This is a genomic window from Sulfurivermis sp. (genome assembly GCF_059410345.1).
In genome coordinates, this window is the sequence record NZ_JBLJDO010000006.1 from 87,405 (window position 1) to 103,235 (window position 15,831).

12 protein-coding genes are annotated in these 15,831 nt (G+C 66.5%); 10 read left to right on the forward strand and 2 right to left on the reverse strand.

The window, feature by feature from the left end; all coding sequences use genetic code 11:
• Positions 1–17: 17 nt before the first annotated feature.
• A complete protein-coding gene (gene ftsY / locus ACMV8A_RS07085) occupies positions 18–998 on the reverse strand; it encodes a signal recognition particle-docking protein FtsY (protein ID WP_495325061.1) in 981 nt (326 codons plus the stop codon).
• Positions 999–1,113: 115 nt separating this feature from the next.
• On the opposite strand from ftsY, the gene ACMV8A_RS07090 reads away from it, so the two are divergent.
• Genes ACMV8A_RS07090 through rsmD form a run of 3 tightly spaced genes read left to right on the forward strand, consistent with a single transcriptional unit; the run spans position 1,114 to position 4,420 of the window.
• Complete coding sequence (locus tag ACMV8A_RS07090) at positions 1,114–2,505, forward strand: M16 family metallopeptidase (RefSeq protein WP_495325062.1); 1,392 nt, start codon at positions 1,114–1,116, stop codon at positions 2,503–2,505.
• A gap of 50 nt (positions 2,506–2,555) precedes the next feature.
• Positions 2,556–3,845 (forward strand): M16 family metallopeptidase, encoded by a 1,290-nt coding sequence (locus tag ACMV8A_RS07095; RefSeq protein ID WP_495325063.1) that lies wholly within the window; start codon positions 2,556–2,558, stop codon positions 3,843–3,845.
• 11 nt (positions 3,846–3,856) lie between these two features.
• Positions 3,857–4,420: a 16S rRNA (guanine(966)-N(2))-methyltransferase RsmD gene (rsmD, locus tag ACMV8A_RS07100; RefSeq protein ID WP_495325064.1), complete on the forward strand. Its 564-nt coding sequence runs from the start codon at positions 3,857–3,859 to the stop codon at positions 4,418–4,420.
• Here rsmD and ACMV8A_RS07105 read toward each other — a convergent pair.
• Entirely contained in the window at positions 4,417–5,256 is an 840-nt protein-coding gene (locus tag ACMV8A_RS07105; protein ID WP_495325065.1) for an endo alpha-1,4 polygalactosaminidase, read from the reverse strand. The genes rsmD and ACMV8A_RS07105 overlap by 4 nt on opposite strands.
• A gap of 297 nt (positions 5,257–5,553) precedes the next feature.
• Here ACMV8A_RS07105 and ACMV8A_RS07110 point away from each other — a divergent pair, with 297 nt between their 5' ends.
• Genes ACMV8A_RS07110 through ACMV8A_RS07140 form a run of 7 tightly spaced genes read left to right on the forward strand, consistent with a single transcriptional unit; the run spans position 5,554 to position 15,824 of the window.
• The gene (locus ACMV8A_RS07110) at positions 5,554–6,486 is read left to right on the forward strand and encodes an NAD-dependent epimerase/dehydratase family protein (protein ID WP_495325066.1); all 933 of its coding nucleotides are present in this window, start codon (positions 5,554–5,556) and stop codon (positions 6,484–6,486) included.
• Positions 6,474–9,233: a bifunctional glycoside hydrolase/polysaccharide deacetylase family protein gene (locus tag ACMV8A_RS07115; protein ID WP_495325067.1), complete on the forward strand. Its 2,760-nt coding sequence runs from the start codon at positions 6,474–6,476 to the stop codon at positions 9,231–9,233. The genes ACMV8A_RS07110 and ACMV8A_RS07115 overlap by 13 nt, the downstream gene beginning before the upstream one ends.
• The gene (locus ACMV8A_RS07120; protein WP_495325068.1) at positions 9,196–10,104 is read left to right on the forward strand and encodes a hypothetical protein; all 909 of its coding nucleotides are present in this window, start codon (positions 9,196–9,198) and stop codon (positions 10,102–10,104) included. Before ACMV8A_RS07115 ends, ACMV8A_RS07120 begins: the two co-directional genes overlap by 38 nt.
• A complete protein-coding gene (locus ACMV8A_RS07125) occupies positions 10,101–12,917 on the forward strand; it encodes a tetratricopeptide repeat protein (protein WP_495325069.1) in 2,817 nt (938 codons plus the stop codon). Before ACMV8A_RS07120 ends, ACMV8A_RS07125 begins: the two co-directional genes overlap by 4 nt.
• Before the next feature lie 24 nt (positions 12,918–12,941).
• A complete protein-coding gene (locus tag ACMV8A_RS07130) occupies positions 12,942–13,487 on the forward strand; it encodes a penicillin-binding protein activator LpoB (RefSeq protein WP_495325070.1) in 546 nt (181 codons plus the stop codon).
• Positions 13,488–13,500: 13 nt separating this feature from the next.
• The gene (locus ACMV8A_RS07135; protein ID WP_495325071.1) at positions 13,501–14,853 is read left to right on the forward strand and encodes a PelD GGDEF domain-containing protein; all 1,353 of its coding nucleotides are present in this window, start codon (positions 13,501–13,503) and stop codon (positions 14,851–14,853) included.
• A 2-nt stretch (positions 14,854–14,855) separates the two neighbouring features.
• Complete coding sequence (locus tag ACMV8A_RS07140) at positions 14,856–15,824, forward strand: tetratricopeptide repeat protein (protein ID WP_495325072.1); 969 nt, start codon at positions 14,856–14,858, stop codon at positions 15,822–15,824.
• Positions 15,825–15,831 lie beyond the last annotated feature (7 nt).

The window sequence follows — 15,831 nt, forward strand, 5'->3', positions numbered from 1 at the left end:
CGGGGACGGGTCAATCATCACTTGTCACTTCCCAGCAGCGCCTCGACAAATTCACTCGCCTCGAACACGCGCAGATCATCGATCCCCTCGCCCACACCGATGAAGCGGATGGGCAGGCCGAGGCGCTTGGCGATGGCGAAGATGATGCCGCCCTTGGCGGTGCCGTCCAGTTTGGTGAGGGCGAGGCCGGTGACACCGATGGCCTGGTGGAATTGCTGCGCCTGTTGCAGGGCGTTCTGCCCGGTGCCGGCGTCGAGCACCAACAGCACCTCATGCGGCGCATCGGGGTCGAGCTTGCCCAGTACGCGCTTCACCTTCTTCAATTCTTCCATCAGGTTGGACTGGGTGTGCAGACGGCCGGCGGTGTCGGCGATCAATACGTCGATGCCGCGGCTCTTGGCCGCCTGCAAGGCATCGAAGATCACCGAGGCGGTGTCGGCGCCGCTGCCCTGGGCGATCACCGGAATGCCATTGCGCTCACCCCACACCTGCAACTGCTCCACCGCCGCGGCGCGGAAGGTATCGCCGGCGGCGAGCATCACGCTCTTGCCTTCAGCCTGCAGGCGCTTGGCCAGTTTGCCGATGGTGGTGGTCTTGCCGGCGCCATTGATCCCCGCCATCAGGACCACGAAGGGGCGCACCGAACCGTCAATGACCAGCGGCCGGCTGCTCGGCGCCAGGATGGCGGCCATGTCCTCGCGCAGGGCCGCAAACAGCGCATTGCTGTCGTCAAGCTGCTTGCGCGAGATCCGCTTGGTGAGGTCCTGGATGATAGCGGTGGTGGCCTCGACGCCGACGTCGGCCAGCAGCAGGCGCGTCTCCAGCTCTTCCAGCAATTCATCGTCGATCTTGCGACCCACCGGTACCAGGTCGCGGATGTCGGTGTTGAGCAGCTGGCCGGTCTTGGCCAGTCCCTGGCGCAGGCGCGCCAGCAGGCCGGGCTTGTCCTGCTTTTCTTCCGGTTTCTCGCCGGACTTGTTCTTGCCGAAACCAAACATGGGGTAGGTATGCTTTGTGGAACCTGTGGCGGAAGGTTGCTGTCCTGTTTACCTGTCAGGGCGGTGGTATCCTACCACCTCGCCACACCACACCAAAGCAACAATAAGGCCGACTATGAAATCACTCGCACTTATCCTGCTTGCCGCCGTGCTGACCGGCTGCGCCACGGCGCCCGGCCCGTCGCGCGTCGTCCAAAGCGCAGGGCCGGTACACGAAACCACCCTGGCCAACGGCCTCAAGGTCATCGTCCGGGAAGACCACCGGGCCCCGGTGGTGGTTTCCCAGGTCTGGTACAAGGTCGGCGGCAGCTATGAGTACGACGGGGTCACCGGCATCTCCCACGTGCTGGAACACATGATGTTCAAGGGCACACCCAACCATCCGCCGGGCCAGTTCTCGCGTATCATTGCCGAGCACGGCGGGCGCGAGAATGCCTTCACCGCCCAGGATTACACCGCCTATTTCCAGCAGCTGGAGAAGTCGCGCCTGCCCATTGCCTTCGAACTGGAGGCCGATCGCATGCGCCACCTCACCCTGGACCCGCAGGAATCCGCCAGGGAATTGCAGGTGGTGATGGAGGAGCGGCGCCTGCGCACCGACGACAACCCGCAGGCCCTTACCTGGGAGGCCTTCAGCGCCGCCGCCTGGCAGGTCAGCCCCTATCGCCACCCGATCATCGGCTGGATGAACGACATCGAACACCTCACCACCGAAGACCTGCGCCACTGGTACCAGACCTGGTATGCGCCCAACAACGCCACCCTGGTCGTGGTGGGCGACGTCGACCCGCAGCAGGTGTTCGCCCTCGCCGAGCGCCACTACGGCCCGCTCCAGCCCAGCACCATCACTCCGCCCAAGCCACGCATCGAACCGCCGCAGCGCGGTGAGCGGCGCATCGTGGTGAAGACCCCGGCGGAACTGCCTTACCTGATCATGGGCTACAAGGTACCGACGCTGAAGACGGCGGACGAAGACTGGAAGCCCTATGCCCTGGAGGTGCTGGGCGGCGTGCTCGACGGCGGCCGCAGCGCGCGTCTGCCGCGCGAGCTGGTGCGCGGCAGCCAGATCGCCGCCAGTGTCAGCGCCGGCTACACCCTCACCGCGCGCCTGGGCGATCTGTTCAGCTTCGGCGGCACCCCGGCACAGGGCCACGACGTGGCCACACTGGAGACCGCCATCAAGGCGCAGATCGAGCGGCTCAAGCGCGAGCCGGTCAGTGCCGACGAGCTGGCGCGCATCAAGGCGCAGGTGACCGCGGCCAAGGTGTATGAGCTGGACTCGGTGTTCTACCAGGCCATGCAGATCGGCGTGATGGAAACCGTCGGACTGGACTGGCGCCTGCTGGATGAGTATCCGGCGCGCATCGCCGCGGTGACACCGGAGCAGATCATGGCGGTGGCACGTGAGTTCTTCACCGACGACAACCTGACCATCGCCGTGCTCGACCCGCAGCCGCTGGACGGCGCCGCACCGCGCATGCCAGCCGCCGGAACCTACCGGCATTGAAAAGCCAACATCGTCGCGGCCCGTTGAAAGTTCTGTAACCGAGGTTAGCCATGCAGAAGATTCTGATCGTCATCACCCTGTGCTGGAGCGGCATCGCCGCGGCACTGCCACAGATCGAACACTGGCAGACCGGCAACGGCGCCCGCGTCTACTTCGTCGCCGCGCACGAATTGCCGATGGTGGACGTGCAGGTGGTGTTCGACGCCGGCAGCGCACGCGATGCCGTGCCCGGCGTCGCCAGCCTCACCGCCCGCCTGCTGATGGAAGGCGCGGGCGCGCTGGACGCCAACACCATCGCCGAGCGTTTCGATGCCCTCGGCGCCCGCGTCGGCAGCAGCGCCGGACGCGACAACGCCAGCGTCAGCCTGCGCAGCCTGACCGATCCGGCCCTGCTGCAACCGGCGCTGGAAACCCTTGCCCTGGTGCTGCGTGCACCCACCTTCCCGGCCGCCGCCTTCGAGCGCGAGCGCAACCGCGCCCTCGTCGCCCTGCGCGCTCAGGAGCAGAATCCCGGCGCCCTGGCCGAGCGTGCCTTTTACCAGGCCCTCTACGGCCAACACCCTTATGCTCAGGCCACACTCGGCACGACGCAGAGCGTGACCACCCTCAAGCGCGCCGATCTGCTGAACCATTACCGCAATTACTTCACGGCCCGCAACGCCATCGTGGTCATCGTCGGCGACCTGCAACGGGACGCCGCCGCGGCCGTGGCAGAAACCGTGGTGGGCAAACTGCCCGGCGGCAGTGTGCCGCCGCCGCTGCCCGCCGTCACGCCGGCCACCGGCGGCAAGGTGCATGTGGCGCATCCGTCGAGCCAGACCCACATCCTGGTAGGTCAGCCGGTACTGCGCCGCGGCGATGCGGATTACTTTGCGCTGTATGTCGGCAATCACATCCTCGGTGGCTCCGGCCTGGTATCGCGCATCTCCGACGAGGTGCGCGAGAAACGTGGCCTGGCCTACAGCGCCTACAGTTACTTCCTGCCCATGCGCGAGGCCGGCCCGTTCCAGCTCGGCGTGCAGACCAAGAACGAATCGGCGGCCGAGGCCATGGAAGTGATGCGCGCCACCCTGCAACGCTACCGTGACGAAGGACCGACGGCGGCCGAGCTGAGTGCCGCCAAAAAGAACATCACCGGCGGCTTCCCACTCAACATCGACAGCAACAGCGACATCGCCGGCTATCTGGCCATGATCGCCTTCTATGACCTGCCGCTGGATTATCTCGACCGCTTCATCGAACGGGTGGAGGCCGTAACGGCGGAACAGATCCGCGACGCCTTCCAGCGCCGCGTCGATCCGCAGCGCCTCGTCACCGTCACCGTCGGCAACGGCTCCTAACAGACAGTCACATGAGCGGGCGGCACGGACCCAATCAGTTACGCATCATCGGCGGCACCTGGCGCAGCCGCCGTGTCAGCTTCCCTGACGTGGAGGGTCTGCGCCCCAGCCCCGACCGGGTGCGCGAGACACTGTTCAACTGGATCGCCCCCCTTATCCAGGGGGCGCGTTGCCTCGACCTCTACGCCGGCAGCGGTGCCCTGGGTCTGGAGGCGCTGTCGCGCGGCGCCAGTGCCGTGGTATTTGTCGATGCCGATAGGCGCGTGGTCACGCAACTGGAGCAGAATCTGAAACTGCTCGGTGCCAGCGGTGCCAGCGTGGTGCAGAGCGATGCCGTCACCTTCCTGCAACGCCCGTCGCAACCCTTTGACGTGGTATTTCTCGATCCGCCGTTCCGCAAGGGCCTGCTGCCCAACTGCCTGCAACAGCTCAACAACGGCTGGCTGGTGCCGGGCGCACGGGTCTACGTGGAAAACGAGGCCGAACTGGGGGAGCCGCCAGTGCCCGCAGGGTGGGAATTGCTGCGCAGCAAACAGGCTGGGCAGGTGCGTTACAGCCTGCTGCTGGCGCCCTAATCACAACTGTAACGATAGGCGTCGTTGAGCTGTACCGGCAACACCAGGGTGCGGAACTGCCGCGCCAGGGCATCGGCGCACAGGGCGGCACGCTGGCTCGATGAAGTCACGTACTTCGACTCATATTCCACGTTGAACACCGGCTTGCCGGCGGCGATGAATGGCGCCAGCCGGTGACATTCGCTGTAGACGTGGCAGGACTCGTTGACCGTAAAATCGAAATACGGCAGCAAGGCCCCGATCTGCTCCACATCGTTCTTCAACGACACCGCCAGACCGCGCTCATGGGCAGCGTTGGCGAGGGCCGCGTTGAAGTTGAGCTGGTGTTGTGCCGTCAGCGGGAAGCCGGTGTTATGGGAATAGCCGTCGACGTTGTCCGGATCGACACCATCGCAACCCTTGTCGACGGCAAGGTCCATGCGGGCAAACAGTATCTCGCGCACATTGGCCGAGCGGATATCCACCCAGCGTTCATTGGGATAGCCGGACAGGGTGTTGCCCAAGTCACTGCCCGCATAACGCCAGGCATCGGGTCGCCAGTTTTCATAGGAGCCGGCCGAGAAGTAGCAGATCACCTTGCGCCCTGCGGCGTGCAGCGCGGCGATGAGCGCCGGCGAGGAATCGAACAGATCGATGATGTAGAGGTCGGCGGTGTGGGCCGTATTGACGCTGCCGGTCAGCTGCAACTGCCAGGTGGTGCCGACCCCGGGCCGATACCATGCCGTACCCTCCACTGGCGGCGCCTCCGGCGCGCCGCCATCATCCTTGACCGGCAGCTCCTGGCAGCCGCCCAGCGCCAGTAACACCAGCGCCCCGCACCACATGGCTATACGCATTGCCCTGCACTCCCTTGTGCGACGACATCGATGCCCGTCAGGATGGCGGCAGTCGGGCCGTGATTCCGCGCCTGTGGTCACAGTGGCGTCACACGTCCTGCGTATTTTGAGACGCAGTCTGAACTCTACAAGATTCTGTGACGGAGTTTGCGGTTTATGGATTTTTGTCCGCAACCTCCCTATACTTCGCGCCCATCCTCTCGACGACCCTCAGGTCACGCCGACGCCCGGGATCGGGGCGCCTGGGCGCGGGCGGATGCACTGGGAACTAACGTAAAATACTAAGGATAGTTAAGGATGCACGCGCTTATTACCGGCGGCGCCGGCTTTATCGGCTCTCATACCGCCAAGCTCCTGCTCGCCCAAGGCCATCAAGTCACCGTACTGGACAACCTCTCCAGCGGCCACCGCGAGAATCTGCCCCACCATCCGCGCCTGCGCCTGGTCGTCGGCGACATCACTGATGCGGCTGCCGTAAGCGATGCCCTTAGCGGCGCCGACCGCGTACTGCACCTGGCGGCCCAGGTGTCGGTGGCCAGTTCGGTGGAAGATCCCGTCAACTCCTGCCGCAACAATCTGCTCGGTTTCATCACCGTGCTGGACGCTGCCCGTCGTGCCGGCATCCAGCGTTTCGTGTATGCCTCCAGTGCCGCCGTCTACGGCCAGCCGGTGGAACTGCCGCTGAATGAAAGCTCGCCCACCGCACCGGCCTCACCCTATGGACTGGAAAAACTGGTCAACGATCAGTACGCCGCCCTGTACCGGGAGCTGCACGCCGTCTCGTCGCTGGGCATGCGCTACTTCAATGTCTATGGCCCCGGCCAGGATCCCAAGTCGCCCTACTCCGGCGTCATCAGCGTGTTCGTTGATCGCATCGGCAATGAACAACCGCTCACCGTACATGGCGACGGCCTGCAGACACGCGACTTCGTCTATGTGGGCGATGTGGCGGCGGCCAATCTCGCCGCGCTGGCCGGTAGCGCCGAGGGCGTGCTCAACATCGGCACCGGCATCAGCTGCACCCTGCTGGACCTCATCACCACCTTGGGCCGCGTCACCGCGACCCGGCCGCAGGTAAGCCACGCCGCCCCCCGCGACGGTGACATCCGCCACTCGGCCATGTCCACGGCACGCCTGGCCCAGGCCCTGGGCATGGTGCCCGCCACGCCTCTGGAACAGGGATTACGCGCCCTCTGGGAACATCTCCAAGCCGCATCATGCGTGGACTGATTGCCGCCTTGCTGGTCCTGGCCTGCGCCCCGCCGGTGGCCATGGCCACGCCTGCCGTCGCCTTCTATTACGGCGCGGAGCAGCCCTGGGACGAACTGCGCGCCTTCGACTGGGTGGTGCTGGAACCCGAGCACACGAGCAACGCCGATTTGCAGCAGCTCACCACCAGCCAGGTATTTGCCTATGTCTCCGTCGGCGAGGCCGATCCGGGCCGCCGCTGGCTGAAACAGCTGCCAGCGGAATGGGTACTGGGCACCAATCCGGCCTGGGGCAGCCTGGTTCTCGATCAATCGCAGGCGGAGTGGCCCCGCTTTTTCGTCGAACACATCATCACCCCGCTGTGGCAGGAGGGCTTCCGCGGCTTTTTTCTCGACACCCTCGACTCCTACCAGCTCCATGCCGAGAGCGCTGATGCCCGCACACAGCAGGAGGCCGGGCTGGTGCGGGTGATCCGTGCCATCAAGGCGCGCTACCCGGAAGCAAAGCTGTTCTTCAACCGCGGTTTCGAAATCCTGCCCCAGGTGCATACCCTGGTCACTGCCGTGGCCGCCGAATCACTGTTCGCCGGCTGGGACCCGGTGGCGAACAACTACCGGACCGTGACGGAACAGGAACGCACCTGGCTGCTGAACCAGCTCCGGATGGTACGGCGCGACTATAAGCTGCCGGTGGTCGCCATCGACTACCTACCGCCGGGCCAGCGCCAGGAGGCGCGCGAAGTGGCGGAGAAGATCCGTGCCCAGGGCTTCATCCCCTGGGTGGCCGACCACGACCACACCCTGCTCGGCGTCGGCACCATCGAGGTGATGCCGCGCAAGGTGTTGATGCTGTACAGCGCCGCCCGGGACGAGGTGGAATTGATGGACGACGAGGCGGTGGTGCGCTACGGCACCCTGCCGCTCAATTGGCTCGGCTACAAGGCGGAATACCTCAACGCCAATGATCCCCTGCCGGAGACGCCCCTCACCGGCCGCTTTGCCGGTGCCGTGATCTGGCTGCAGGCCAACCTGCCGGCAGCCAAAGGCCGACGCCTGGCCGAGTGGATGGTGCGGCAAACCGCCGCCGGCCTGCCAGTGCTGGTGCTGGGCAATATGGAGTTCCTGCGTCACCCGGCGGCGTTGCAGCAGCTGGGTCTACGGCGCGAGGACATGACCCGCCCCACGCGCCAGCTCACTGTCGTGGAGCAGGCGGCAATGGTCGGCTTCGAAACCCGCCCCCTGCCCGACCGCAGCAACTTCTTCCCGCTGTCCATCAATGCCGGTACGCCGCTGGCCGTGCTGGAGGATGACCAGGGCCGGCGTCAGGTGGCGGCGGCCATCACGCCCTGGGGCGGCTACGCCCTTTACCCGTTCACCGTCGTCACCCTGCCCGGCGAAACCGGCAACCGCTGGGCCATCGATCCGTTCGCCCTGATGCAACAGGCGCTGCGTCTGCCGGCCATGCCGGTACCCGACGTCAGCACCGACAGCGGCCGCCGCATGCTGCTGGCACACATGGACGGCGACGGTTTCGCCAGCCGCGGTGAGTTCCCCGGCACGCCGTATGCCGCGGAGGTGTTGCGCGATGAAATCCTCAAGCGCTACCGCATCCCCACCACCTTCTCCATCATCGAAGGCGAGACCGGCCCCCGGGGCGTATACCCTCATCTGGCGCACGAACTGGAACCCCTCGCACGCGACATCCTCGCCCTGCCCCATGTGGAGATCGCCAGCCACACCTACTCCCACCCCTTCTTCTGGCACAAGGTGCTCGGCACCGACGGCAGCGCCGACTACAACCTGCCCCTGCCCGGCTATGAATTCGATCTGCGGCGCGAAGTCGCCGGCTCCATCGAGTACATCGAATCGCGCCTGGCGCCGCCGGGCAAGAAGGTGGCTTTGTTCCACTGGAGCGGCGACTGCAACCCCACCATCGAGGCCTTGGCCGAGGTGGTACGTGCCGGTGTGGGCAACATCAACGGCGGCGACACCATGATGACCCGCAGCCTGCCCACCTACACCGCCGTGGCACCACTCGGCGTGCAGAAGGGGCCGTACTTCCAGGTGTTCGCGCCCAACCAGAACGAAAATGTCTATACCAACGACTGGACCGGCCCGTTCTACGGCTATCGCCGTATCATCGAGACCTTCGAGATGACCGATGCGCCGCGCCGCGTCAAACCCATCAACATCTACTACCACACCTACGCCGCCTCCAAGCCCTCCGCCCTCGCGGCCCTGGACGAGGTGCATCGCTGGGCACTGGCGCAACAGCCGACGCCGGTCTACACCTCCGAGTACGTGCGCAAGGTACAGGACTTCAACCGCATCACCGTGGCACGCACCGCCGAGGGCTGGCGCATCCGCGGTCTGCGCGACCTGCGCCAGCTGCGCATTCCTGCCGCCCTGGGGCAGCCGGACCTGAAGCGCAGCCGCGGCATCGCCGGCTTCAACGAACACCTGGATCAGCGTTACCTCCATGCCGGCGCCGAACAGGTGGAGGTGGTGCTCACTCCCCAGCCGCAAAATTCCCCGCGCCTGATCGCCGCCAATGCGCCGTTGCGCGCCATGGAGCGCCTAGACGGCGCGCTGCATCTCGAATTTGCCGCCCATGTTCCCCTGCAACTGGAGCTGGCCCACATCGGGCACTGCACCTTCACCAGCGAAGGCCGGTCGCTGACGGCCAAACGCAGCGGAACCAAACCCAAGCTGAGCTACACCCTGGACCGTCATGCTGCCGCACCGATCGAAGCGCGTTGCACTGAGTGAGGCGCCGCTGCCGCGCCTGCCGCTCATCACCGGCCGCGAGCTGGTGATGGTGGCTGTCGCGCTGATGGTGCTGCTCACGCTGATCTTCCCCAGCCGGCGCCTGTTCGAGGAGTTGCTGAATCGCTCGGTGCCCGATGATCTGTCCATTGCCTACCTGGAAAACCTGCTGCGCTCCGACCGGCACAACCTCGACCTGCGCCTGCTGCTCGCCAATGCCCAGGCGGACCGCGCCGACTACACCACGATTGAAAATCTGCTGCTACCAGTCGAGCTGAACGGCAGCCCCGCCCAGCGCCGGCTCGCCATGCAGACTCATCTTCGCGCCCTGATCGCCGCCTACCACGCCGGCCGCCAGTCGCTGCCCTCACCGGACATCGACGTACTGCTGCACACCCTGGCGGCGGAGGAGCGCAGCGCCGCCGACCTCGCCTTCCTGGCCGAAAGCGCCCTGTTGCTCGGGCGCACCGACCTGGCCTGGCGACTCTACCTGCGCCTCACCCACCAGGAGCCGCAGCGCTACCGCGAATGGGTGGAACCGGCCGCCAAGACCGGCCTGGGGCATGGCCACTACCGACTGGCCGCCGATCTCTACTTCCTTGCCCGTCAGGGCGCCGACCCCACGGCGGCCCGCCGCCTGTATGTGGCCGGTGTAGGCGCGCTGATGGCCAACAGCCGTTTTGCCGAAGCCATGCAGGAGGCGGAACTGTACCTGGGTGAGCTCGCCGACGACGCCGATACCCTGCGTTTCCTGGTGCGCAGCGCCCGCGCCGCCAACGACAATCCGCGCGCCGCTGCCTATGCCCGCCGCCTGCTCGGCATCAACGCCACCATGGAAGAAACCGCCGCCACGGATCCGGAGGCCGGAACATGACCCTGCGCCGCTCCCTGCTCGCCACTGCCCTCGGCCTGGGTCTGCCGCTGGCCCTGGCCGCCGCCCCCCTGCCCGGACTCAAGTTCGATGATTACCACACCGGCTACGAGGCATTGCTGGCCAACGGTGACGTTGAAGATGCCTACCAGCTGGCCCTCGATGTCAGCCAGCGTTACCCCAAGGACCGTGACTGGCAACGACGCCTGGCGCGGGTGGCCGTGTGGACCGAGCGCCCCACCGAGGCCTACGCCGCCTGGAAGGGACTGTTCCGCGCCGGGGTGCGCGACCGCGAGGTGCTCGGCGAGGTGCAACGGCTCGCTACCCACTTCAACGATGCGCCGGTGCTCATCGAACTGTGGCAGATGCGCAAGGCGGCACAGGAAATAGACGCCGAGGAGGCGCCGCAGCTGGCGGCGCTCTACGAGCGCGCCTATCGCCCGGTGGACGGCGCCCGCTTCTTCGAACAGGCCTACCAGAAACAGCGCCGCCCCTGGCTCGGCGCACAGGCGGCCCAGTTGTATGCCCGTGCCGGCAAGGATGACGACGCCATTCGGCTCTATCGCGCCCTGCTGGCGGACACACCGGCCAACGGTGGCTGGCTGATGGCCGCCGCACGACTGGAGATCCGGCGCGATCGCCGTCGTGCCGCGCTCGAACTGCTCAAACGTCACCAGGCCCACATGCCTGACGACGCCTTCGAGTACTGGCAGATGCTGGGCGACCTGGCCTGGCTCTATCAGGACGACACCACCGCCGCTGCCGCCTACCACCGCGCGGCCATCACGCCTGTTGCCGGCGACGTGGAACGCGATCGCCTCACCTACCTGCTGCTGCAGGAGGATCCCATGCAGGCCGCCGATCTGTGCCTGCGCTATCACAGCGAGGGCGGCGGCGCCGCCTGGCTGCTGCGGGCGCTGGAGATTCAGGTGGCCCACAACGCCTGGTCCGAGGCGCGTCAAGCCCTCTCCCGCCCACATCCGCAGGAACAGCACGCATTGCAGCAAAATCCCCGCTTCCTGCAACTGCGCGCCCATGTCAAACAACACTTCGGCGACAACACCGCGGCGGTGATCGACATGCGCCATGCCCTCGCCCTGGCGCCCGACGACGATCATGTGCAGGTAAGTGCATTGTGGCTGTTCATCGCCACCGGCGAACGCACCGCCCTGGAGGCCATGCTGAACGGTGCAGAGGCTGAGGCGGCCGATCCGCGTTTCCGCCAGGCCCTGGCCGCGGCCAGTCATACGCTGGGCCGCCACCACGAAGCGCTCGCCTACTACCGCCTGCAACTGGAACAAACACCGGACGATCCCATACTGCTGCTCAACTATGCCGACCTGCTCCAGAACACCGGTCAGGCCGGAATGGCGGCCCGGTTGCGACAACAGGCCTGGCGGCTCACGCAGCACATGGCGGACCACAGCGACGATGAGCGCTACCTGACCCGCCAGCGTAGCCAACTGGCCGAACAGCCCGGCGACGCCGCAGCCCTGCGCGTGCGGCGTCTGCGCGCACAGAGCCGCGACTTCAGCGCCACGCGTGTGCGCCAATTGGATGAGCTGCTGCTCGCCTGGGCACTGGAGAACGGCCAGCAGGAGAGCGTGGAGGCCTGGGTGCGCCGCAACCATGGACACGAGCGCCCGGCACCGTTATGGGTGCAACTGCGTCTGGCGCTGGAGACCCGCGACCACGATGCCTTGCAGCATCTGCTGACCGCACGCGGCGACCATCTGCCCGCCAGCAGCGCGCATGAGGCCGCCTTGCTGGAAGGCAACTGGCCCCTGGCCTGGAGCTACGCCTTCGAGGGTGCCCAGCGTCATCCCGACGACGACGAACTGCACCAACGCCTGGTGGAAACCAACGACGCCCACGGCGACTACGTCGAGGCCGGCTGGCAACAGGCCGACTACAGCGACCTGGACAGCCGTCGCTACCGCCTGCGTGCCGACACGGCCCTGAGCGCCCGCTGGCGTCTGGCCCTGGAGGGCTACAACGCCGAGCAGACACTGCGCAACTCGACGCTGCTGCGCCGCATTCCGGCAGAGGACAAGGGCGTTGCCCTGGAGATGCAGTGGAGCGCGCCGCGCCAGCACTGGCAGCTGAGTCTGGACAGTCGCCATGAACTGACCGGCTATACCGGCTGGCGGCTCGCCCATCGGCGTGAATGGGACCACCGCCTGCAACTGGACCTGCAACTGGCCAGCCGCCAGCCCAGCGAGCACTCCACCGCCTTGCAGATCGCCGGCCATGCCGACCGCGCCGGCGCGACCCTGAACTGGGCCGCGACGCGGCGCATCTACCTCTCAGCTCAACTGGCCAGCGAGCGCTACCACACCCAGCACGGCGCCTACTTGGGCTCGGGCAGCCAGGGCATTTGGGAGGCCGGCTACCGCATTCGCGGCGAATACCCGGACTGGAACATGCGCGCCTACGGCGCCCATTACCGCTACCGCGCCGACGGCACGCCGGACGCCGCGGCGTTGCAGGTGTTCACCGCGCAGACCCTCACCGACACGCCGGCATCCCAATGGGCCGGCCTGTTCGTGCCCAAGGACAACGACTACTACGCCCTGTGCGGCGGCGCCGGCCAATACCTGCGCGAGCGCTACAGCCGCGCCCTGCGCCCGCTGGCCGATGCCTGCGCCGTGCACAGCCGTGAGGGCGGCGAAGGCTACAGCCTGCTCGCCGGCCTGTCCGGCTCGCTGGACGGCGAGGACCAGCTCACGCTGGTATGGGAACACAGTCATGCCAGCCGCCAGGCCGGCGGGCGCGACCTGCGCATCATCACACTGACTTACCGACGTTATTTCTGACGGATCATCCAGGGAGAAACCATCATGAAAAAATCACTGCGACTGCTGATTCTGGGTCTGGCCGGCCTGCTGGCTGCCTGCTCGTCCACCATGGACGTGACGCGCAAGGGCAGCCCGATGGGAACCGAGGCACGCTGGGCGCTGCTGCCCATCGTCAACCACACCGCCGAGCCGCAGGCGGGCCTGCGCGCCGAGGCGATCACCGACAGCCTGCTGCGTGTGCGCGGCATCAGCGGCCTGCAGCGCTATCCGGCAGAACTCAATGCCGACTCCGTCTTCGCCCCGGCCGAACGCAAGCTGGTTACCGAGGCGCAGGCCTGGGCCCGCAAGGAACGTATCCGTTATGCCGTCACCGGCGCGGTGGACGAGTGGCGCTACAAGGTGGGCGTGGACGGCGAGCCGGCAGTGGGCATCACGCTGCAGGTGATCGATATGCAGAGCGGCCAGGTGGTCTGGTCGGCGGCCGGCGCCAAGAGCGGCTGGAGCCGTCAGGCGGTGAGCGCCGTGGCGCAGGAACTGCTGCGCAACATGTTGAGCAATCTGCCGCTGGAAGCGGGCGCCGCAAACTAATCCAGGTTACCGCATGTCTTCTCTGCTGCAACGTATACGCGCCGCCACCGCCGCGGAAAACCTGGGCAATCTGCTGGCGCCTGAACTGTACCGTTTCGGTCCCTGGATCGAGACGGCGGTGATCACCGCCATCGCCTGCGCCCTGGGCTGGTGGGCGGCGCCGGGCGATCCGCTGCTGCTGAACAGCGGCTTTCCCTGGCTGTGGCTGGCGCCGGTGCTGATCGCCCTGCGCTACGGCGTGATGCCTGGCATCTTCAGCGCCTTCGGCCTGGTGGGCAACTGGGCGCTGTTCGTCGAGTTGAGCGGCCAGGCACCCGACCTGCCCCGCGCCTACTTCGTCGGTGGCGTATTGCTTACCCTGATCTGTGGCGAGTTCCATGCGGTGTGGACCAATCGCGTCGAGCGGCGCAACGAAGCCAATGCCTATCTCAACGAGCGGCTGAACCGCCTCACCCGCCGCTACCTGCTGCTGCGCCTGTCCCATGACCGTATCGAGCAGGAACTGCTGGTGAAGCCGGGCTCGCTGCGTGACGCCATGATGCGCCTGCGCGAGCTCAATCCCGGCACCACGGCGTCCGAGCCGCTGCCCGGTATAGACGAACTGCTGCAGCTGATGGCGCAGTACTGTCAGCTGGAGTCGGCGGCCATCTACCCGACGCCGCAGGCGGACGGCGATCAGTACAAGATCGCACCGCACCTCGCGGTCATCGGCAAGCCGCCGGTTTTGCGCGGCGACGATCCGATGCTGCGCAAGGTCATGGAGCAGCGCAACCTGGTGCATATCGCCGAGCAGGCCGATGCCACGCAGCTGGTGGTCGCGCCGATCCTCACCTCCGACGAACGCATACTGGGCATCCTGGCCGTCAGCCACATGCCGTTCTTCGCCCTCAACCGCGAGAATCTGCAACTGCTGGACCTGCTGCTCGGTTACTACGCCGACGTGGTGTACAGCGGCGGCGAGGCACAGGCACTACGCCAGGAACTGCCCGGCTGTCCGTGGCCCTTCGTCGAAGAACTGGTGCGGGTGCAGCGCATCCAGCGCCGTATCGGCATGACCAGCCATGTGGTGGTGTTCCGTTTCGGCGGCGACAAGGCCTACGAGATCGCCGGTGAGGTGGAGCGCATGCGCCGCGGCCTGGACGTGATCTGGTCGGTCGATCAGGGCGACCATCCCGCGCTCGCCGTCCTGTTGCCGCTATCGTCCGGGGCCGCCAGCGAGGGCTATATCCTGCGCATCGAAAATTGGCTCAAGGATCGTTACGGCATCAGCAGTGATCAACCTGGCTTCAGCGTGCTCAATCTAGCCCTGGCCCGCAGTGACGCCGTGGCGCGACTGCGCACCGCCATGCTCAGCGACGAGGTGTAATCATGAATGACATCACCGGCTATATTCAGTTGCTACAAAGCAGCAGTGACCTCAGCCTGCTCGGCGCCCTGCTGCTGGCCAACGGCGCCATCAGCGCACTGGTGGCGACGCTCGCCGTCCGCCTCCTGCCCTACCGTGAGCGCGCGCAGCGCCTGCTGCTGTGGCTGCTGATCTTTGCCGCCGGCCTGTTCGTTCCTTTGCTCGGCAGCCTGGGGGTTGCCTTGGCCATGCTCGGCGGCATGCGTTGGCACAGCAGTGCCGGCAAGGATCCATTCCGGCCGCTCGCCATCCCGGAATTCGATCCCATCGGCCGCAAGGAAGGCAGCCGTTTCGACCGCGGCGGCCTGCGTGCCCGCGTCGGCCAGCCCGGCATCCCGGCGGAGCAGCGCCTGCAGTCCATCGCCGCCCTGCAACACCTGCCGCCCATGGCCGCCAGCCCGGTCCTGCGCACCCTGCTCGATGACTCGGTGGAAGACATCCGCCTGGTGGCCTTCGGCATGCTGGACAAGGAAGAGAAAAAGATCGCCGAGCGTATCCACGAGCTATTGCAGCAGCCGGTGCCCGAATCTGACAACCGTCGCTATCAGCGCGAAAAGCAGCTGGCCGAACTGTACTGGGAACTGGCCTATTCGGGTCTGGTACAAGGCGATCTGCGCCAATACGCCCTCAACCACGCCCTGTCCCATGCCGATGCGGCACTGACCATCGAAGGCAACGCCGCCGGCCTGCGCTTTCTCGCCGCCCGCATCCTCGATGCGCTGGGCCGACACGAGGAAGCGGAGCGCAACATGCTGCTCGCCACCGCCCTCGGTATTCCGCAGCAGCGCACCCTGCCCTACCTGGCGGAATACGCCTTCCGCCGCGGGGAATTCCGCCTGGCGCGGCAGATGCTGAACGCCATGCGTGGCGCCCCGGTCACGCCGCGCCTGCGTCCGGTGATGGACTACTGGGTGACGCAGGGGTCCGCATGATCGACTT